The sequence below is a fragment of the Amycolatopsis sp. NPDC052450 genome, from assembly GCF_044547565.1.
GTDB lineage: Bacteria > Actinomycetota > Actinomycetes > Mycobacteriales > Pseudonocardiaceae > Amycolatopsis.
Genome location: NZ_JBIUAQ010000018.1, coordinates 139,962 through 159,044, shown reverse-complemented (window position 1 = coordinate 159,044; position 19,083 = coordinate 139,962). Strand labels below are relative to the sequence as shown.

The following is a 19,083-nucleotide window of genomic DNA, read 5'->3' as shown; positions in this document are numbered from 1 at the left end:
TGGGCGCCGCCCCAACAGGCCGCTCTAGGGGGCCGGGGTTTGGGCCTGCGGTCGGGGGCAGCGCGTGTTGCGAAAGCCACTTTCGCAACCTTCAGCGTTGCGAAAGTGGCTTTCGCAACGCCCGGAATCGGTGACGGCACTGCCAAGACCATGGCGGGAAGAGCGGCGGTGGCGGGGTCGCCCGCCAGCCGACTTCCCGGCGTCGCGAAAGCCACTTTCGCGACGCTAGGTGTCCCGAAAGTGGCTTTCGCGACACCCGCGTGCACGCCGTGGCCCGACCTCAGGCGCCCCGCAAGACCGCCAGGATCTCCCTCTGCTCGAAGTGCTCGGCCCACCCCAAAGCGGACGACGAGTACAGGGAATCCTCCACCGAGGGATCCGCCCCCACCTCGAGCAAGGCCCGGACCGCGTCCACATGCCCGCCCTGCACGGCGAGATGCAGCGCCGTGACGCCCTGCCCGTGGGAAAACCCGCCGAACGTCCCCCGATGGTCGACCGAAGCGCCGAGTTCCGCCAAGGTCCTGATCGCCGAAGCCTTCCCCTGAGCCGCGGCCCAGGTCAACGCTGTGCCGCGGTAGACGTCGGCGTCCACCGCCGCGCCCCTCGCCACCAGGGTCCGTGCCGCGTCGGAGCGATCGTTTCGCGCGGCCCACGAAAGTGCCTCGTCGACGATCTCGGCGGGATCGTCACTCGGCCGCCATTCCGGGAAACCGCTGTGCGGCCGGTGGAACTCGCGATGCGCGCCCGCCGCGGGCGAGAGCGTGCCGTCCGGCGCGAGCAGCGAATCGAGCAGGTCGGCCCGGCCGAGTCCCGCGGCCACCCGGAGGTTGCCGGGGGAGAGGTCACGCGCGGCCAGCAGTTCCGCCGCCTCGCGATGGCCCCAGAATAACGCGACCACCAGCGGCGTCCCGCCGTCGCCGCGGGCGGGAACGTCGACCGGGGCGCCGGCGTCGAGCAGCATCGTGACCAGCAGCGGCAGCCCGGCGTACCCGGCCTGGTGCAACGCCGTCCAGCCGTGGACGTTGGCCGAGGCCGGATCGGCGCCGTGGTCGAGCAGGATCCGGCACAGCCGCTCGTCGCGGGTCGCGGCGGCCATGCCGAGCAGGTCGTTCCCGTTCTTCCCGTGCGCGTGGACGAGCGTGGGCAGGTCGCCGATCAGGCGCGCGACCCCCGCGAGGTCCCGCGCGTCGATCAGTTCCCGTGCCCGTTCGAAAGCGAGTTCAGCCGGTGACGTCACGCTTCCGCACGCTACCCCCGACCCCCGACAGAACCCGCCATTCCGCCAGCGGGATCCGGTCGTCCCCGGTGAGGACCTGCAGGCAGACGTGATCCGCGCCCGCGTCCAGATGCGCCCGCACCCGCTCGGAGATCGCGTCCTCCCCGACGGCGACCAGCGCGTCCACGAGCCGGTCGGAGCCGTAGTCCTCCTCGGTGAACCCGAATCGCCGCAGATTCGCCCGATGGTGGGCGGCCAGGTCCAGGTACATCGACACGTGCCGCCGCGCGATCTCCCGGTCCGGCCCGAGGACGACGGCCTGCTCGACGGCGAGGAAGGCCGAAGGCCCCATGATCTCCCGCGCCAGTGCGGTGTGCTCGACGGGGACGAAGTAGGAATGCGCCCCATCGGTGCGTTCGGCGGCCAAGGCGAGCATCTTCGGGCCCAGTGCGGCCAGCACGCGCCGGCGCGGGGAGTCCGGAGTGGACAGTTCGGCCCCGTCCATTTCGTCGAGATAGCCGCGCATCGCCTCCAGCGGTTTCGCGCCCGGCAAATGCCCGCCCAGCCCGAGGACGAACCGTCCCGGATAGGCCTCGGCGAGGGTCCGTTCGGCGGCGGCCGCGGCGACGGGTGCCCGGTGGGAGAAGCGCGCGATGCCGGTGGCGACGGTCAGCCGGGAGGTCGCCGCCAGCAGCAGGCCGGCCTGCGTGAACGCCTCCCGTCCCAGGTACTCCCCGAACCACACCGTGTCGAAGCCGAGTTCCTCGACTTCCGCGGCCGCCTCGTGGACTTCGCCGATTTCCTTGCCGTCGAACGAGAACGTCCAGACTCCGACGCTCATCGGGTCACCTCCGCCAGTGCCGGGGCGAGCCGCTCCAGCTGGTCCACCATGGACGGAAGATCGTCCCCGACCGGATTGACGAGCACGGTGTCCGCGCCGGCGTCGACGAGTTCCTTGATCCGTCCGGCGATCCGCTCTTCGTCGCCCCACGCGGTCAGCCCGTCCACGAGCCGGTCGCTGACGCCGTCGATGTCCGCGTCGGTGTAGCCGAGCCGCTTCCAGCCCTTGAAGTAATGCGGGACGTCGTATCGCTTCATCAGTTCGATATCCCTGGTCACGCTCGCCCGTGCCTGCTCGCGATCACCGAGCAGGACCGAATGGGTGGGAATGAGCAGTTTGTCCTCGCCGAGGATTTCGCGGGAGTACGGCGTGTGCTCGAAGGGCTGGGCGAACGGATGCGCGCCGTCCGCCAGTTCCCTTGCGAGTTCGAGCATTTTCGGGCCGACGGCCGCGAGGACGCGCGGGAACGGCACCGGTGAAGGGAATTCCTTCTCCGCCGCGTCCATCGCCGCGAGGTAGTCACGGGTCTGTTCGAGCGGCCGATAGTCCGAGCCGGTCTTCGCCGCCTGATGGCTGTGCCCGATCCCGACGCCGAGTACGAACCGGCCGGGGAAGGCCTGCGCGAGGGTCCGCCCGCCGCTTTGGGCGGTGTACGCGGGCCGGGACCACATGTTGGCGATCCCGGTGCCGACCACCACCCGTCCGGTGGCGGCGAGCGTGATGGCGCTGTACGCGAACAGCTCCCGGTTCCCCGGCCCCTCGCCGCCCCACACGGTGCGGTAACCCAGCTCTTCCAGCCGTTGTATCGCCTGCCGTTCCTCGTCGGGTGTCGGCACGAACATGCCGACCGGCAGCCAGACACCCACCGCTCCCAGCCGGTTCCGGGTTTCTTCGATCAGGTTCATCGCAACGTCTCCCCGCTAACATGAGGCAGCCTCCGCTTACCTGATCCGACTATACGGAGGCTGCCTCCGATTTGTCGAGACTAGGCTCGGGAGCGCGATGGACACCGAGAAGAAGCCGCTGCGGGCGGACGCCCGGCGCAACTACGAGCGCCTCCTCGAAGAGGCGAGGCGCGCCTTCGCCGCGCACGGCGTCGAGGCGTCACTGGAAGAGATCGCGCGCCGGGCCGGTGTCGGCATCGGCACGCTCTACCGGCACTTCCCGACGCGGGAAGCCCTCGTCGAGACGGTGCTTCGAGAAGGCTTCGACATACAGGCCGCGGCGGCCCGCGAACTCCTGGACTCACCCGAGCCGCTGAACGCGCTGAAGGCCTGGCTCGCCGGGATGGGTGAACAGTCGGCGCGCTACCGCGGACTGCCCGAACTGATGGTCGACGTCCTCAACGACGAGACTTCGCCGCTCTATGCGTCCTGTCACGCCATGCGAGACCAGGTGTCCCACCTGGTGGAAAGGGCGAAGGCCGCAGGGGAGCTCCGGGCGGACGTCACAGTGCCCGAAATCCTGGTCATGCTGCACGCGCTTTCCTGGGCCAGTGAACACCTTTCGGGTGACAAGGGCCTCGAACGGCTCCTCGATCTCGTTTTCGCCGGATTACGGGCGAGTTAACAATCCCCTGTCACCAGGTCTAAACTGCGGCGCAACCGGGCACAACGGCGTGACCGTCAACAGTGAGTCGCAGGCACAGACCAGATAGTGGGAGCCGTATCGTGACCAAGCCGAACAAGCCCGTCGTCCTCATCGCCGAGAAGCTCGCGCCTTCCGTGCTGAGTGTCTTCTCCGACGAGGTCGAGGTCCAGCATGTGGACGGCACGGACCGCCCCGCGCTGCTCGAAGCCGTGAAGACGGCGGACGCGCTGCTCGTGCGGTCCGCCACCAAGGTCGACGCCGAGGTCCTCGGTGCCACCACCTCGCTCAAGGTCGTCGCCCGCGCCGGCGTCGGGCTGGACAACGTCGAGGTTCCCGCCGCCACCGAACGCGGTGTGCTGGTCGTCAACGCGCCGACCTCGAACATCGTCTCCGCCGCCGAGCACGCCGTCGCGCTGCTGCTCGCGGTCGCCCGCCGGGTCCCGGCCGCGGACCAGAGCCTCCAGGCCGGCGCGTGGAAGCGCAGCGCCTACTCCGGCGTCGAGATCCAGGGCAAGACCATCGGTGTGGTCGGCCTCGGCAAGATCGGCCAGCTGTTCGCGCAGCGGCTCGCCGCGTTCGACACCAAGCTCATCGCGTACGACCCCTACGTCTCGGCCGCCCGTGCCGCGCAGCTCGGCATCGAGCTGGTCACGCTGGACGAGCTGCTGGAGCGCGCCGACGCGATCTCCATCCACCTGCCGAAGACCCCCGAGACCAAGGGCCTGATCGGCGCCGAGGCGCTCAAGAAGACCAAGCAGGGCGTCATCATCGTCAACGCCGCGCGCGGCGGCCTCATCGACGAGCAGGCGCTGGCCGACGCGGTCAGCTCCGGCCATGTCGGCGGCGCCGGTGTCGACGTGTTCGTCACCGAGCCCACCACCGAGAGCCCGCTGTTCGGCCTGCCGAACGTCGTCGTCACCCCGCACCTCGGCGCGTCGACCGCCGAGGCGCAGGACCGCGCGGGCACCGACGTCGCGAAGTCCGTGCTGCTCGCGCTGCGCGGCGACTTCGTGCCGGACGCGGTGAACGTCGCCGGTGGCGGCACCGTCGGCGAGCACGTGCGGCCGTACCTCTCGCTCACCCAGAAGCTCGGCACCGTGCTGACCGCGCTCAACCCGAAGGCGCCCGCCTCGGTCACCGTCGTGGTCAAGGGCGAACTGTCCAACGAGGACGTCAGCGTGCTGCCGCTCGCGGCCGAACGCGGTGTGTTCTCCGGTGTCGTCGAGGACCAGGTCACCTTCGTGAACGCGCCTCGCGTGGCCGAAGAGCTGGGTGTCCAGGTCGATCTGGTCATCGAGCCGGAAAGCCCCAAGTTCCGCAGCCTGGTCACCCTTCGCGCGGTCCACGCCGACGGCACGACCCTTTCGGTGTCCGGTTCGGTCACCGGGAAGGACGAGGTCGAGAAGCTGGTCGAGGTCAACGGCCGCCACTTCGACCTGCGTGCCGAGGGCAACGTGCTGCTCCTCGAATACCCGGACCGCCCGGGCATCATGGGCCGCGTCGGCACGCTGCTCGGCGAAGCGGGCCTGAACATCGAGGCCGCGCAGATCAGCCAGACCACCGACGGCGCGGACGCCGTCATGTTGCTGCGGGTGGACCGTTCCGTCGACTCGCACCTGCTGGAGCCGATCGGCGCCACCGTGGGCGCGCACACGATTCGCGCGGTCAACTTCGGCTGACCTCCGTCAATACGCGTGAAGGCCCCCTTCCCTCTGCTGTGGTTTGAGTGATCAGCCGAGGGAAGGGGGCCTTCACGCGTTTTCGCAATTAGTCGACTAACTGCGATCGTTGTATGTGCGGGGTTCGCGAGAACGAGAGCAAGATTCAATAACGGTGAAAATTGCCTACTGAAGTCGGGTGGATGGGCCGATAGGTTTTTCCGGCGAGGCCGAACCATCGCGTCGTCAAGGGCACGGCGCGGCGCCGGGGCTCACCGTCGGGGGTGTGTTCGAGCGGCAGGCAGGTTCGAAGTCAAGGCCTCGAGTGAGGGCACGTACTCATGAACAGATCCCGCGTACCCCGATGGGCCATCCGCTCATCGGCCGCGGTCTTCGCCGCACTGCTCGCGACGTCCGTGACCGGGGCGACGGCAGCCGCACAGGATGTCCCGCTCGCGGACGGCGTCACGCCGGCGAAGATCGACCGTAACGGATTCCAGGGGAAGGTCGAGCCGAAGCTCAAGGCCGCACAGGGCCAGATCACCGCCTTCGTCGAGCTGGCGAAGCAGCCCGCCGTCGACGCCTTCAACGCCGAGCAGAACAAGGGCGCAGGCAAGGAAAAGGCGAAGAAGGCCGCGAAGGACGCCAAGGCCGCCGCCGCGGCGACGGTGGACTCCGTCGTCGGGCAGCTCAAGGCCGCCGACGCCGGCACCCAGCTGGTCACCCAGACCTCGAACGCGGTCGCCGGCGCGGTCGTCACGGCCGACGCGGCGAAGATCCGCGAGCTGGCGAAGCGGCCGGACGTCGTCTCGGTCAAGAAGGTGGTGCCGAAGACCCGCACGAACTCCAGCGCGGTCCAGCTGACCAACACGCTCGCGTCGTGGCAGCAGACCGGCCGCTACGGCGACGGCATCCGCGTCGGCGTGATCGACGACGGCATCGACTACACCCACGCCACCTTCGGCGGTCCGGGTACGGCCGAGGCGTACAAGGCGATCAACCGCGACCAGGCCACCCCCGCCTTCCCGACCGACAAGGTCGTCGGCGGTATCGACCTGGTCGGCGACGCCTACGACTCGGGCAGTGACGACCCGGCCCTCAAGACCCCGAAGCCCGACCCCAACCCGATCTCCTGCGGCCACCACGGCACGCACGTCGCGGGCACGGTCGCCGGATTCGGTGTGGACGAAGCGGGCAAGACCTTCACGGGCGACTACAAGAAGCTCAACAAGAAGAAGATCGAAGCGATGCAGATCGGCCCGGGCACCGCGCCCAAGGCCCTGCTGTACGCGATCAAGGTCTTCGGCTGCGACGGCTCGACCAACGTCACCTCGCAGGCACTCGACTGGTCGCTCGACCCGGACGGTGACGGCGACTTCACCGACCACCTCGACGTGGTCAACCTGTCGCTGGGCGGCGACTTCGCCACCCCGGACGACCCGGACTCGCTGTTCGTGCGCAAGATCGCCGCGAACAACGTCGTGCCGGTGTTCTCCGCGGGCAACGGCGGCGACCTCAACGACGTGGGCGGCGCGCCGGGCAACACGCCCGAGGCGCTGACCGTCGCCAGCAGCCGTGACGCGTCCGTCCTGCGCGACGCCGTCGAAGCCGTCGCTCCCGACGGTGTCAAGGGTGCGAAGACCGGGCAGTTCAGCCAGAACTACGCGGCCTACGACACGCTCGACGTCACCGCGCCGGTGGTCACGCTGTCGGCCGACAACGCCGCCGGCTGCAAGCCGTACTCCGAAGCCGACAAGGCCAAGGCCGCGGGCAAGATCGTGTTCCTCGAATGGGACGACAACGACGCGACCCGCGCCTGCGGTTCCGGCGCCCGTTCGAACAACGCGCAGGCCGCCGGTGCCAAGGGCGCGCTGTTCTCGTCCACGCTGGAGCACTTCTCGGCCGGAATCGCGGGCAACGCGGCCGTGCCGACGTTCCAGCTGACCGGCGGCGCGACCGCCTCGGTCCGTCCGGCCCTGGCCGCCGGAACGCTGCAGGTCCGCATGACCGGCAAGGGCCGCGTGTCCGTGCCGACCACCGACCAGTCCATTGTGGACACCCCGAGCTCGTTCACCTCGCGTGGCGGGCGCGGCCCGGCCGTCAAGCCGGACGTCGCGGCGCCCGGTGACTCGATCTCGTCCGCGCTCAGCGGAAGCGGATCCGGTCGCCTGGTCATCTCCGGGACGTCGATGGCGGCTCCGCACACGTCGGGTATCACCGCCCTGATCCGTCAGGCGCACCCCGACTGGTCGGTCGAGGAGGTCAAGGCCTCGGTCATCAACACCGCCGGCCACGACATCCGCGACGCCGCCGGCCGCACCTACGGCCCGCAGCGCGTCGGCAGCGGCCGGATCGACGCGAAGGCCGCGCTGGACAACCAGGTCCTGGCCTACGTCGTCGACAACCCCGGCTTCGTCTCGGTGAACTTCGGTGTCGTCGAAGCGGGCGGCCCGGTCACCCTGACCAAGACGGTCAAGGTGGTCAACAAGGGCATCAAGCCGGTCGAGTACTCGGTGGGCTACGAAGCCGTGAACTCGCTCCCCGGTGTCGAGTACACAGTGGACAAGCCGACGGTGAAGCTGAGCCCGCGCGGTGTCGCGCTGGTGAAGGTGACCCTGAAGATCGCCGACCCCAAGGCGCTCCGCAAGGTCATGGACCCGACCATGGCGGCCTCGCAGGTCGGGCTCGCCCGGCAGTTCGTGGCGGACGCCTCCGGCCGGATCGCGTTCACCCCGAAGAGCGGCACGACCTCATCCCTGCGGCTTTCGGTGTACTCCGCGCCGAAGCCCGTCTCGTCCATCAACACCCCGGGCAACGTCAACTTCGGCGCGGGCCAGAACCAGGCCGTGCTGAACCTGACCGGCAAGGGCGTGGACCAGGGCACCGGTCCGCAGCGGTACCGCTCGCTGATCAGCGTGCTCGAGCTGCAGGCGGAATCCCCGCAGCTGCCCGAGTGCGACGGCGACGTCACCACCGACTGCACGCTGAACCAGACCGCCAAGGGCGCCGACCTGCGTTACATCGGCGCGGCGTCCACGGCCCCGCTGGCCAAGGCGCAGGGTGAGCCGGAGAACGCGTTGCTGGCCTTCGGTCTCACCACCTGGAGCGACCTGGCCAACCTGGGCAGCAACACCTCGCCGTTCGTGGACATCGACACCACGGGCGACGGGCAGCCGGACTTCGAGACCTATGTGACCAAGGTGACGGCCACCGACGTCCTCGTGGCGGTCACCGTGGCGCTGAAGCCGGGCTTCCCGCAGGTGGACATCCAGCCGATCAACGGCCAGCTCGGCGACGTCGACACGAACGTGTACGACACCAACGTCGTCGTGCTGCCGGTGAGCATCGCGGCGCTGGGCATCGACCCGAACGCCGCGTCGCACAAGATCAGCTACACGGTCGGGACCTCCGGGTTCTACGCGGCGCCGGGTGCGGACTCGTCGACGATCGACTACGTCGGCACGCCGCTTTCGTTCGACGCCTTGGCTCCCGCGTACACCGTCCAGGGCGGCGGCGACTCCGCGCTGGGCTACGTCGCGAAGCCGGGCACCGCGCTGGTGGTCAACCGCAACGCGGCCGCGCAGGACACCGTGCTGGGCCTGCTGGCGATCGAACACCACAACGCCTCGGGCAACCGGGCGAACGTGGTGAAGATCCAGGCGAACGCCGGTGGCGGCAACGCCGATGTCGACCGGCCGGGCAACGGCGGGCGGCACACCGGACGTCAGCCGATCGGTGTGGGCTGACGCGGTAGTGCGGTGACCCGCGTTCGATGAGGTGAGGGACGCCCTGGCGGCAAGCTTTCCGCCAGGGCGTCCCTTCTTGTATTCACCCTTTCGGCTGTCTCGCTCTGTGGGAGATTCCGGCATAAGGGTGGTGCGGCTACGGCTACCGGGCTACGGCCGGTAACCTTCCGCTGCTGGCGTTTTCTTGCGGATGGGCCATCCGGACTGCCGGTGGCCTGGTCTACGGAGGTGTGTGGATGCGGCTCGCGGTGATCCCAGGAGACGGGATCGGGCCCGAAGTGGTCTCCGAGGCGCTCAAGGTGCTCGGTGAGGTCGTACCGACGGCGGAGATCACGAACTACGACCTCGGCGCCGCCCGGTGGCACTCCACCGGTGAGCTGCTTCCGGAGTCGGTACTCGGTGAACTCCGTCAGCACGACGCGATCCTGCTGGGCGCGGTGGGCGACCCGACGGTGCCGAGCGGCATTCTGGAGCGCGGTCTGCTGCTGCGCCTCCGGTTCGAGCTCGACCACCACGTGAACCTGCGGCCCGCCCGGTTGTACCCGGGCGTGCGCGGCCCGCTCGCCGATTCGAGCGAGATCGACATGGTCGTCGTGCGCGAAGGCACCGAAGGCCCGTACGCGGGCAACGGTGGCTTGCTGCGCAAGGACACCGACCACGAGATCGCGACGGAGGTCAGCGTCAACACGGCGTTCGGCGTCCGGCGCGTGGTGACCGACGCGTTCAACCGTGCCGAGGCGCGGCCCCGCAAGCACCTGACGCTCCTGCACAAGACGAACGTGCTGGAGTACGCGGGCTCGCTGTGGTCGCGGATCGTCGAAGAGGTCTCGTTGGAGCACCCGGAGGTGACCGTCGCGTACTCCCATGTGGACGCCGCGACCATCCACCTGGTGACCGACCCGTCCCGCTTCGACGTCGTGGTGACCGACAACCTGTTCGGCGACATCATCACCGACCTCGCGGCCGCCGTGACCGGCGGCATCGGGCTGGCGGCGAGCGGGAACCTCGACATCACCCGGCGGAACCCGAGCATGTTCGAGCCGGTGCACGGCAGCGCCCCGGACATCGCGGGCCAGGGTCTCGCCGACCCGACCGCCGCGGTGCTTTCGGTCGCGCTGCTGCTGGACCACTTGGGACAGAAGGAATCGGCGCGGCGGATCGAGGCATCGGTGGCCTTCGACCTCGCGACCCGCGACCAGGCGTCGCCGGGTGCGACGCACGCGATCGGTGACCGGCTGGCGGCGCTGGTGTCGTCGAACGTGCGCCCGGTCACTCAGTAGTCGTTCGGGAAGAGCTCTGCAATGAAGGGGCCTTTCATCGCAAATTTTGCGATGAAAGGCCCCTTCATTGCGTTTGAGGTTCCCAGGGAGTGGAATCTTCGGCCCGGCTTGTGGACGCCCCTCGGAGCGTGTGCCATGATGCGTTCGTGACCTCCTGCACCATCATTATCGCCGAGCGCGCCGGATAACAGCTCCACAAGAGCCCCCGGCGCGCAACCTCTCGCACCCATGCGGGAGGTTTTTTTGTTGCCTGAACACGTTTTGCCACCACCATGAGGAGTTCCCCGTGACTCGCAAGGAGCCCGCCGATACGCCGCTCGGCGACGCCTTCCACCTCTACGACACGACGTTGCGCGACGGTGCGCAGCGCGAGGGGATCTCCTACTCCGTCACGGACAAGCTCGCGGTGGCGAGGCTGCTCGACGATCTCGGGGTCGGGTTCATCGAAGGCGGATGGCCGGGCGCGCTGCCCAAGGACACGGAATTCTTCGCCCGCGCGGCTTCGGGTGAACTGAAACTCCGCCACGCCGCGCTCGTCGCGTTCGGCGCGACGCGGAAGGCGGGTGCCAAGGCCGAGCAGGATCCGCAGGTGCGGGCCCTGCTCGACGCCCAGGCGCCGGTGGTCACGCTGGTGGCCAAATCGGACTTGCGGCACATCGAGCGGGCGCTGCGGGTCGACGTCGACGAAGCGTGCGAGATGGTGCGAGACACCGTCGCGTTCCTCGTCGGCGAAGGACGTCGAGTCTTCCTCGACGCGGAACACTTTTTCGACGGCTACGCGTTCTCCCCGGACACCGCTTTGAAGGTGCTCGACGCGGGAGTGAACGCGGGCGCCGACGTCGCCGTGCTGTGCGACACCAATGGCGGTCAACTGCCGCTCGGCCTCGCGGAGACCGTCCGCGAGGTCAAGGAAAAGACCGGATTCCGGCTCGGAATCCATTGCCAGGACGACACTTCCTGCGCGGTGGCGAATTCCGTCGCCGCCGTGCAGGCCGGCGTGACGCACGTCCAGTGCACCGCCAATGGTTACGGCGAACGGGCGGGTAACGCCGATCTGTTCGCCGTGACGGGAAATCTGGTGACCAAGCTCGGCATGAAGGTGCTCCCGACCGGAGGCGCCGCCGAGCTCACCCGGGTCTCCCATGCTCTAGCCGAAATCGCGAACATCGCCCCCTACACCCACCAGGCGTACGTAGGGGCGTCGGCCTTCGCCCACAAGGCGGGACTGCACGCGAGCGCGATCAAGGTGGATCCGTTGCTGTACAACCACATCGATCCAGCTTCTGTCGGTAATGACATGCGGGTACTGGTCACCGAGATGGCCGGCAGGGCCAGCCTGGAGCTCAAGGGACGTGAGCTCGGGGTCGACCTTGCCGGCCAGCCCGAGGCGCTGACGAGCGCCATCCGCAAGGTGAAGCGCCTCGAATCCGAAGGCTGGTCCTTCGAAGCCGCGGACGCCTCACTGGAACTTCTGCTGCGGCGGGAGGTCGACGGCCCGCAGAGCGACGTCCTCGACGAACCGCCGTTCGAACTCGAGTCGTACCGGGTCGTGCTGGACCACCGGTCCGACGGCGAGGTCGTCTCCGAGGCGACGGTGAAGGTGCACGTCGCCGGGCAGCGCGTGATCGCGACCGCCGAAGGCAACGGCCCCGTGCACGCGCTCGACGCCGCCCTGCGCGAGGCGCTCAGCCCGCATCTGTCCTGGTTGGACAGTGTCGAGCTGGCCGACTACAAGGTGCGGATCCTGCCCGGCCATCCGGGCACCGACGCCGTCACCCGCGTGCTCGTCGAGACCAGCGACGGCGAACGGGAATGGACCACCGTCGGCGTGCACGGCAACATCGTCGAGGCGAGCTGGCTCGCGCTGTGCGACGCGCTCGTGCACAAGTCCCTCAGCGAGGCACCCGCGCACAGGTCGTAGAGTGGGGGAGTGCGCCTAGCCCGAATTGCTCATCCCGGTGGTGTCGCGTTCGCTTCGATCGAAGGGGACGGCGACGACGCCCAGGTACTGGAAATCGCCGAGCACCCCTTCGGCAACCCCAACTTCACCGGCAAGCGCTGGCCGCTCGCCGACGTCCGGCTGCTCGCGCCGATCCTGCCGTCGAAGGTGATCGCGGTCGGCCGGAACTACGCCAAGCACGCCGCCGAGTTCGGCAACGAGGTCCCGCAGGACCCGATGCTGTTCATCAAGCCGTCGACCACGGTGATCGGCCCCAACGCGCCCATTCGCAGTCCGCGCGGCATCGGCCGCGTCGACTTCGAGGGCGAGCTGGCGATCGTCATCGGCCAGCCGGTCAAGAACGTGCCCGCCGCCCGCGCGGCGAGCGCGATCCTCGGCTACACCGTGGCGAACGACGTCAGCGCCCGTGACCTGCAGAAGTCCGACGGCCAGTGGGGCAGGGCGAAGGGGTTCGACACCTTCTGCCCGCTGGGCCCGTGGATCGAGACCTCACTCGACGCGGCCGACCTCGCGCTCAGGTCCGAGGTGGACGGTGTGCTCAAGCAGGACGGCCGGACCTCGGACCTGGTGCACAAGATCCCCGAGCTGGTCGAGTTCGTGTCCGGCGTGATGACCCTGCTGCCCGGCGACGTCATCCTGACCGGCACGCCCGAGGGCGTCGGCCCGATCGAGGACGGCCAGTCGGTCTCGATCACCATCGAAGGCATCGGCACGCTGACGAATCCGGTGCAGGAGATCTGACCTCAAGTGTCATGAAAGGGTCGTTCAGGACATCTTTTGTCCTGAACGACCCTTTCATGACATCCGGGACCTAGCTACCGGCCGGTTCCATCGCCCGCCGCGCGAAGGCGGGGGCGTGCTCCGGTCGCAGGCCCAGGCCCAGTAGCCGCGCGGGGACGTAGGACAGCACGGGGAACCGGCTGAACAGCTTCACCATCGCCGCGGGCGGGCCGTTGCGCCTGCCCGCCATGACCGGCCCCATGACGTTCTTGTGCAACATCCGTTGCAGCCCCTGCACCAGCATCGTGGGCGCGAGACGGCGCCTGCGGACCTTCGCCAGGTCCGCCACCGACGGCCTGCCCCGGCGCAGCGGTCCGGCGAGCAGGGTGGCGGCCGCGACCGCGTCCTGCACCGCGAGGTTGATGCCGACCCCGCCGACCGGCGACATCGCGTGCGCCGCGTCACCGATGCACAGCAGCCCGTCGAGGTGCCACTTCCGAAGCAGGTTCATCTTGACGTCGAGGAACTTGACGTCGTCGGTCGTCTTCAGCTCGTCCACACGGTCGGCCAGCTCCGGAAGGATCGCGGCCACGTTCTCCCGGAACGCTTCGATGCCCTTCTCACGCAGGTCGCCGCCCTTGGGGCTGAGGTAGGCGATCTGGAAGTAGCCCTTGCGCGGCAGCGGCACGGCGAAGCGGCGGTCCCGCATCTTCGGCGTCAGCACGCCCTCGAGTTCGCCGTCCCGGCGCGAGATCCGGAACCACCACGCGTCGAACGGGATGGCGTAATCCTTCGTCATCAGCCCGGCCTCGCGCCGGGCGAGCGACCAGCGGCCGTCGGCGGCGATCACCAGGTCGGCGCGCAGTTCGCCGGTCTTCCCGTCGGCGTCGCGGTAGCGGACCCCGCTCACCCGGCCCCGTTCCAGGATCAGCCCGGTCATCTCGGTGCTCTGCCGCAGCGTGAACGTGGGCTCCTTCGCGCCGGCGTCGGCGAGCAGATCCAGGAAGTCCCACTGCGGGACCATCGCGATGTACGGATGCGCCACCTTCAGCCTGGTCAGATCGGCGAGGCGCATCATCGTGCCGTCCTCGGCGGGGAAACCGGCGTAGGAGATCTCGCTGTGCGGCAGGCTGAGGAACTTCTCCCCGAGGCCCAGTTCGTCGAGCAACGTCAACGTCGACGGGTGCACGGTGTCGCCGCGGAAGTCCCTCAGGAAGTCCTTGTGCTTCTCCAGCACGGTGACCTCGACCCCGGCCCTGGCCAGCAGCAATCCGGCGACCATGCCCGCGGGGCCACCGCCGACGACCACGCAGTTCGTGCGTTCGCTCATCCGTCCCACCCCTTCGAAACCCTTATTCATCACGTGTTGAATAAGCTCAGCATGCACCTGTCCGACGGGCGCGTCAAGCGCCATCCGAGCGGATGCCCTGTTCGGCCTATGGCCTGCGTCTCACCGGTTCGCGCGAGCTTCCCGGCCGCGGGCAAAGACTGTCCAAAAAGGACTCACGAGGTCGCGTGACAGTCCTGGAAGGACGGCGATCGCGCGAGTGCCCTTGTGGACGGTCCGCGTCTCAAGCGGTATAAGGATTTCGTTGTCGTCACAGGGTGTGCGCGGCGCGAATCGGACGGGAGCGCGGGTCTCGGCAATTCACCCGGCCGCCCGCGTTACTCGTTGTCCGGTAACTAAAACACGACATCTCACCAACTGGGAGTAGAGTGCCCGCGCCGGAACAGACCAGCCTTAATCACCTCATCGGCAGAGTCGCGATCGCGCTGAGTGTCCTAGCCTCACTTGGTGGATTTCGCTCTCGTGCCCCGGACCCCGTCACGAACCACGCCGGACGCTCCGGAGGGAGCCCCGTGGGAGCCCCCGGAGTTGCGGTTGGTGTGCCTCGACATCGATGACACGCTGATCGACTGCACGGCGGCGATCCGCCTCAGCCTGCGCGCGCTCACCGGCCAAAACGATCTCTGGCCACTGTGGGATCTCATCACCGAAGAGCACGTCGCGCTGGTGGTCGCGGGCGAAATCGATTACGCGACCATGCATCGCAAGCGTACTGAATGTTTCCTCGCCGAGATCGGCATTCTGGCCGACGAAGACCAGGTCAACGGCTTCGAAAGACGCCGTCGTGAAATTCTCACCCGTTCGTGGCAATTGTTCGAAGATGTCCTCCCGTGCCTGGAATGGCTGCGGGCCGCCGGCGTCCTCGTCGCGGCCGTCACGAACGCCTCTGGCACACACCAGCGCAAGAAGATCGCCGACCTCGGGCTCGCCCGGTTCTTCGACCACGTGGCCATCGCCGGTGAACTCGGAGTAGCCAAACCGGACCCGGCGATGTTCCACTCGGTCTGCCTCGGCCTCGGCTGCGACCCGGCGCAGGCCGTCCACGTCGGCGACAAGCTCGACACCGACGCCATCGGCGCCCGCGACGCCGGACTGGGCGCCGTCTGGCTCGATCGGGACGGCATCGCCGAGCGCGCCCCGGCGGGCGTGCACACCATCGCCGGCCTCGACGAGCTGCCTGAGCTGCTGGTTTCCGAGTTCGCGAAGCTCGGCGTCCCGGCCCAGCGGGCCACGGAGACCCCCGCTTTCACGGTGCGGAACAGCGTGCTCTAGTATTCTTTCTCGTGCGGCACCGAGCCGGTCAAGGCCGGAACGGTACCTCACTGGGGTATGGTGTAATTGGCAGCACGACTGGTTCTGGTCCAGTTAGTCTAGGTTCGAGTCCTGGTACCCCAGCTGGAGAACTCTCCGGAGTGAAACACAGAGTGACCCCCCTGCGAAGGAGGGAAACCCGGTCTGGTAAGTTTCTCCGCAGCAACACAGCAGGTGAACAACTGAAAATCTCCTCCCAGAGGAGAAAATCCTAGCCCCCGTCGTCTAGCGGCCTAGGACGCCGGCCTCTCACGCCGGTAGCGTGGGTTCGAATCCCATCGGGGGTACTCGCAAAAAAGTCTCGACCGGTCCGGTCGGGACTTTTTCGCATTTCGGTGGAAGTCATCGCGGCGTTGATCCTTTCCGCGGCCCTGGCTTCATTCAGCCTGTGGATATCCACCTCGGCGATTCCGGCGAGGCATGCGGAGAGACCGTGCGTCCTTGGTTGTCTCGGTGTGACAACGACTTCCGCGACTTGAGCGAACCGTGTATCGGCGAGTCGGCAGGAGACGATCTGCACGCCGTGTGGATCAGACGTGTGCTCATGTGGGTCATGCTGTTCGGGCTCGCCGTGGCGGGGCTCGTGGGGAACATGGCGACCGGCACCCTGCGGATCTCGTCCTCGGCGGCCCCGTGGGTCTGGGTCGGCGCCGGGGTGACGGTCTTGCTGACCATGGTCGCCGGGGCCGCCCAGTTCGACTGGCCGGTGGGCCGGCGTTCCCCTGGTGCGGCGGCGGTTCGAGTACCGCCCACCGCGGCGGTCACGGTGCTCGGCGGAGGTCGTACCGGAAGCTGGGCTGGGGCGGCCGGCGTGGTGTTCGCGGCCCTGGTGATCGTGAGCTTCCCGGTGGCCATGGCGTTCACGCCAGGTCCGGGAGCCGGACTGCCGATCCATCAGGCGCCGCCCGGCGCTCCCTCGCTTTTCGATACCAGCCCTTGGGCTTTTTCGATCGGATTCGGTTGTGTCTGCGCGATGATCCTGGCCTATGCCGTGAGGGTCGGGCGGGGAAGCCCTCGCGGTGTACTGGAGATTTCCGACTCGGGGGTCGTCTTTCACCGTGGCCGGTATCGCCTGGACGTGCCGTGGTCGGAAGTATCCGGTGCCACTGTTCGAGGGGGAATTCTCACGAAGTACCTGGTCGCTCGTCCACATGCGACGTCGGCGTTGCTGACGACAGCGCCCACGATGTCGATTTACCATTCGCGAAGCGGGTTTCTGCGAATCTGTGATCTCACGGCGGCCGGGATTCCCGTGCATGCCGTCCGCGCCGCGCTGCGGCGTCATCTCGCTTCTTCACCCTGATAAGGCGCGGCGTACTCGGTCGCCGTGTCGAGGTGAGCCGTCACCGCCGCCCAGGTGTCGTCGCCGTACTTGGCGTAGAACGGTATCGGATCCACAGTGGACAAAGCCGCTCGCGCGCTTTCCGCGATGTGCCGCCCGTGCAGCACGACATCGTCGCGGGCACCTCTGGAGGAGCTGAGTCCCAGCGAGCGGCACTCTCGCGACGCCGCCCCGCGGCACGTGACGGTCGGCCGGTCACAAATCGCGGGGCTGTCCGGTCCTAGCGGTGTACCCGTTCGGCCGAGGAGGTCCTCTCATGTCGTTGACCGTGCTGCAGGAGGCGAAACCGCCCTTCATCCCGGAGGGGGCGCATGCGATGACCATCGTCATCGAGTACCCGCCGGGTGACCCCGGCACCCCGCCGCACCGCCACCCCGGACCGGCCTTCGGCTACGTGCTTGAGGGCGAGATGGTGTTCGAGCTCGAAGGCGAGCCGCCGCGGGTCGTCCGGGCCGGCGAAGCGTTCTGGGAGCCGGGCGGCGACGTCATCCACTACCAGGACGGCAACAACCGCGACGACGTCCCGGTGCGGTTCACCGTCACCATGCTCTGCGAACCGGGCAACCGATGGTCGACCTCGTGACCGAGGACGAACTTCGGGCGAAGGGGTGGTCGAGGAAGTGACGATCGCCGTCATCGGCGCGAAGACCACCCACCGGGAGTGGCGGGCACGGTGAGGGAACCGGGCCCGCACGGCGGTCGCGGTGCGGGCCCGGTCAACCGCGGTGCCAGCCGGTCAGCTTGGCCGGGTCGAGCACGATCCAGAGCGCGGTGACCTGGGGCCCGGCCGTCTCGGCGGCGACGACCGCGACGGCGCGGGAGACGTGCCGCAGGGCGAGCCCGGCGCGGCCGTTGACGGATTCGACGGTCAGTTCGGCGCCCGCGTGCCCGCCCATGACGTCGATGACCAGCCGGGCGACCTCCGCCGCACCGCGCACCGGCCCAAGCGGCGAGGGCACCAGGCCGCCGCCGTCGCACGTCGCGACCGCGTCGTGGCCGAGGACGGCTTCGAGCGCGGCACGGTCCCGTCGGCGGCACGCCGCGGCGAACCGGCGCACGGTCGCGTCATGCGGGTCGAACACGGATTCCTCCCGACGGCGGGTCAGGCCGGGACCGGCACCGCCTTGTTCTTCTCGGGGTTGACCAGCCACAGCAGCTGATCGATGCCCTCGGCGGTGGCGCTGACCGTGAGCAGGCCGTACACGATGCCGTCCTGGCGGAGCACGGCGGCGGTCCGCCCGTTGGCCTGTGTCCATTCGATGTCGATGTCGTCCCAGAACCAGCTGGAGATCGCCTGCAGGAACTTCGCCACCCGGACGCTGCCCACGAGCGGACGGCGGGCGACCCCCTTGCGGCCGTTGCCGTCGGACAGGTTGGTCACGTCCGGGGTGAAGAGCCGCTCCAGTTCGGCCAGGTCGCCGGACCGGGCGGCGGCGAGGAACGCGGTCAGCAGTTCCCGTTGCTCGGCCGCGGGCACGGACGCGTGCCGCTCGCTCGTGAGGTGTTTGCGGGCCCGGCTGACCAGCTGGCGCACAGCGGCTTCGGTCGACGACAGGATGTCGGCGATCTGGGCGTAGGAGTAGTCGAAGGCTTCCCGCAGCATGTAGGCCGCGCGTTCGCCGGGGGTGAGCTTCTCCATCAGCAGCAGGGTCGCGAACTCCAGCGCTTCACCGCGTTCGGCGCCAAGGTACGGGTCCGCGGCGGTGTCGACCGGTTCGGGCAGCCACGGCCCGATGTAGGTCTCCCGGCGTTTCCGGGCCGACTGGAGGACGTTGATGGCCAGCCGGGTGGTGGTCGTCGCCAAGAACGCTTCCGGGTTGGTCACCGTGGACCGCTCGTAGGTCTGCCAGCGCAGCCAGACTTCCTGCACCAGGTCCTCGGCCTCGGTGACGCTGCTGAGCATGCGGTAGGCGATCCCGAACAGGCGCGGCCGCACCTGGGTGAAGGCGGCCGTGGCCGCGTCGAGATCGGCCAGATCGCCGAGTTCGGCACTCATCCCGGAATCCGCCACCCCACGACTTTACGACGTCGGCTCCCGGGGGTCCCCGCCGCGCGGCAGGGACCCCCGGAG

General features: G+C 68.7%; 16 protein-coding genes and 2 tRNA genes. 11 read left to right on the top strand and 7 right to left on the bottom strand.

The genetic code is table 11. From position 1 onward, the window contains the following. Nucleotides 1–280: 280 nt before the first annotated feature. Genes ACIHAO_RS27200 through ACIHAO_RS27190 form a run of 3 tightly spaced genes read right to left on the bottom strand, consistent with a single transcriptional unit; the run spans nucleotide 281 to nucleotide 2,962 of the window. A complete protein-coding gene (locus tag ACIHAO_RS27200) occupies nucleotides 281–1,237 on the bottom strand; it encodes an ankyrin repeat domain-containing protein (protein ID WP_396562396.1) in 957 nt (318 codons plus the stop codon). Next, nucleotides 1,221–2,057 (bottom strand): TIGR03620 family F420-dependent LLM class oxidoreductase, encoded by an 837-nt coding sequence (locus ACIHAO_RS27195; RefSeq protein ID WP_396562394.1) that lies wholly within the window; start codon nucleotides 2,055–2,057, stop codon nucleotides 1,221–1,223. Before ACIHAO_RS27195 ends, ACIHAO_RS27200 begins: the two co-directional genes overlap by 17 nt. After that, nucleotides 2,054–2,962: a TIGR03620 family F420-dependent LLM class oxidoreductase gene (locus ACIHAO_RS27190; RefSeq protein WP_396562392.1), complete on the bottom strand. Its 909-nt coding sequence runs from the start codon at nucleotides 2,960–2,962 to the stop codon at nucleotides 2,054–2,056. The genes ACIHAO_RS27195 and ACIHAO_RS27190 overlap by 4 nt, the downstream gene beginning before the upstream one ends. 97 nt (nucleotides 2,963–3,059) lie before the next feature. On the opposite strand from ACIHAO_RS27190, the gene ACIHAO_RS27185 reads away from it, so the two are divergent. The 6 genes from ACIHAO_RS27185 to ACIHAO_RS27160 all read left to right on the top strand — a co-directional run bounded on the left by ACIHAO_RS27185 (nucleotide 3,060) and on the right by ACIHAO_RS27160 (nucleotide 13,032). After that, entirely contained in the window at nucleotides 3,060–3,626 is a 567-nt protein-coding gene (locus tag ACIHAO_RS27185) for a TetR/AcrR family transcriptional regulator (protein WP_396562390.1), read from the top strand. Between the two features lie 101 nt (nucleotides 3,627–3,727). Further along, entirely contained in the window at nucleotides 3,728–5,326 is a 1,599-nt protein-coding gene (serA, locus tag ACIHAO_RS27180) for a phosphoglycerate dehydrogenase (RefSeq protein ID WP_396562388.1), read from the top strand. 320 nt (nucleotides 5,327–5,646) lie between these two features. Beyond that, on the top strand, nucleotides 5,647–9,051 hold the full coding sequence (locus ACIHAO_RS27175) for a S8 family serine peptidase (RefSeq protein WP_396562386.1): 3,405 nt from the start codon (nucleotides 5,647–5,649) through the stop codon (nucleotides 9,049–9,051). 236 nt (nucleotides 9,052–9,287) lie between these two features. Next, nucleotides 9,288–10,331 carry a 3-isopropylmalate dehydrogenase gene (locus ACIHAO_RS27170; protein ID WP_125786769.1) on the top strand — a complete coding sequence of 348 codons (1,044 nt, stop codon included), beginning with the start codon at nucleotides 9,288–9,290 and terminating at the stop codon, nucleotides 10,329–10,331. A gap of 286 nt (nucleotides 10,332–10,617) precedes the next feature. Then, a complete protein-coding gene (gene cimA / locus ACIHAO_RS27165) occupies nucleotides 10,618–12,252 on the top strand; it encodes a citramalate synthase (protein WP_396562384.1) in 1,635 nt (544 codons plus the stop codon). Nucleotides 12,253–12,261: 9 nt separating this feature from the next. Continuing rightward, a complete protein-coding gene (locus tag ACIHAO_RS27160; RefSeq protein ID WP_125786767.1) occupies nucleotides 12,262–13,032 on the top strand; it encodes a fumarylacetoacetate hydrolase family protein in 771 nt (256 codons plus the stop codon). A 70-nt stretch (nucleotides 13,033–13,102) separates the two neighbouring features. On the opposite strand, the gene ACIHAO_RS27155 is transcribed toward ACIHAO_RS27160, so the two are convergent. Beyond that, nucleotides 13,103–14,341: an FAD-dependent oxidoreductase gene (locus tag ACIHAO_RS27155; protein WP_396562382.1), complete on the bottom strand. Its 1,239-nt coding sequence runs from the start codon at nucleotides 14,339–14,341 to the stop codon at nucleotides 13,103–13,105. A 555-nt stretch (nucleotides 14,342–14,896) separates the two neighbouring features. On the opposite strand from ACIHAO_RS27155, the gene ACIHAO_RS27150 reads away from it, so the two are divergent. The 4 genes from ACIHAO_RS27150 to ACIHAO_RS27135 all read left to right on the top strand — a co-directional run bounded on the left by ACIHAO_RS27150 (nucleotide 14,897) and on the right by ACIHAO_RS27135 (nucleotide 16,973). Further along, complete coding sequence (locus tag ACIHAO_RS27150) at nucleotides 14,897–15,631, top strand: HAD family hydrolase (protein WP_396562405.1); 735 nt, start codon at nucleotides 14,897–14,899, stop codon at nucleotides 15,629–15,631. Between the two features lie 51 nt (nucleotides 15,632–15,682). Then, nucleotides 15,683–15,754: transfer RNA gene (locus ACIHAO_RS27145), tRNA-Gln, on the top strand. A 130-nt stretch (nucleotides 15,755–15,884) separates the two neighbouring features. Continuing rightward, nucleotides 15,885–15,957: transfer RNA gene (locus tag ACIHAO_RS27140), tRNA-Glu, on the top strand. A gap of 266 nt (nucleotides 15,958–16,223) precedes the next feature. Further along, nucleotides 16,224–16,973: a hypothetical protein gene (locus ACIHAO_RS27135; protein ID WP_396562380.1), complete on the top strand. Its 750-nt coding sequence runs from the start codon at nucleotides 16,224–16,226 to the stop codon at nucleotides 16,971–16,973. On the opposite strand, the gene ACIHAO_RS27130 is transcribed toward ACIHAO_RS27135, so the two are convergent. Next, nucleotides 16,952–17,119 (bottom strand): hypothetical protein, encoded by a 168-nt coding sequence (locus ACIHAO_RS27130; RefSeq protein ID WP_396562378.1) that lies wholly within the window; start codon nucleotides 17,117–17,119, stop codon nucleotides 16,952–16,954. The two genes, ACIHAO_RS27135 and ACIHAO_RS27130, sit on opposite strands and share 22 nt — an antisense overlap. A 149-nt stretch (nucleotides 17,120–17,268) precedes the next feature. Here ACIHAO_RS27130 and ACIHAO_RS27125 point away from each other — a divergent pair, with 149 nt between their 5' ends. Further along, nucleotides 17,269–17,595, top strand: a complete 327-nt coding sequence (locus tag ACIHAO_RS27125) for a cupin domain-containing protein (protein ID WP_396562376.1) — start codon at nucleotides 17,269–17,271, stop codon at nucleotides 17,593–17,595. 133 nt (nucleotides 17,596–17,728) lie between these two features. Here the strand turns inward: ACIHAO_RS27125 and ACIHAO_RS27120 are convergent, their stop codons facing one another. Together ACIHAO_RS27120 and ACIHAO_RS27115 are read right to left on the bottom strand one after the other, a co-directional pair. Further along, nucleotides 17,729–18,094: a hypothetical protein gene (locus ACIHAO_RS27120; protein ID WP_396562374.1), complete on the bottom strand. Its 366-nt coding sequence runs from the start codon at nucleotides 18,092–18,094 to the stop codon at nucleotides 17,729–17,731. Nucleotides 18,095–18,114: 20 nt separating this feature from the next. Continuing rightward, a complete protein-coding gene (locus tag ACIHAO_RS27115; RefSeq protein ID WP_396562372.1) occupies nucleotides 18,115–19,023 on the bottom strand; it encodes an RNA polymerase sigma-70 factor in 909 nt (302 codons plus the stop codon). Between the last annotated feature and the right edge of the window lie 60 nt (nucleotides 19,024–19,083).

Bases quoted from the DNA above. Each gene is read 5' to 3' on its own strand.
- ACIHAO_RS27195 (WP_396562394.1), bottom strand. From the start codon at position 2,057: ATGAGCGTCGGAGTCTGGACGTTCTCGTTCGACGGCAAGGAAATCGGC.
- ACIHAO_RS27190 (WP_396562392.1), bottom strand. From the start codon at position 2,962: ATGAACCTGATCGAAGAAACCCGGAACCGGCTGGGAGCGGTGGGTGTC.
- ACIHAO_RS27185 (WP_396562390.1), top strand. From the start codon at position 3,060: ATGGACACCGAGAAGAAGCCGCTGCGGGCGGACGCCCGGCGCAACTAC.
- ACIHAO_RS27175 (WP_396562386.1), top strand. From the start codon at position 5,647: ATGAACAGATCCCGCGTACCCCGATGGGCCATCCGCTCATCGGCCGCG.
- ACIHAO_RS27170 (WP_125786769.1), top strand. From the start codon at position 9,288: ATGCGGCTCGCGGTGATCCCAGGAGACGGGATCGGGCCCGAAGTGGTC.
- ACIHAO_RS27155 (WP_396562382.1), bottom strand. From the start codon at position 14,341: ATGAGCGAACGCACGAACTGCGTGGTCGTCGGCGGTGGCCCCGCGGGC.
- ACIHAO_RS27135 (WP_396562380.1), top strand. From the start codon at position 16,224: ATGCTGTTCGGGCTCGCCGTGGCGGGGCTCGTGGGGAACATGGCGACC.
- ACIHAO_RS27125 (WP_396562376.1), top strand. From the start codon at position 17,269: ATGTCGTTGACCGTGCTGCAGGAGGCGAAACCGCCCTTCATCCCGGAG.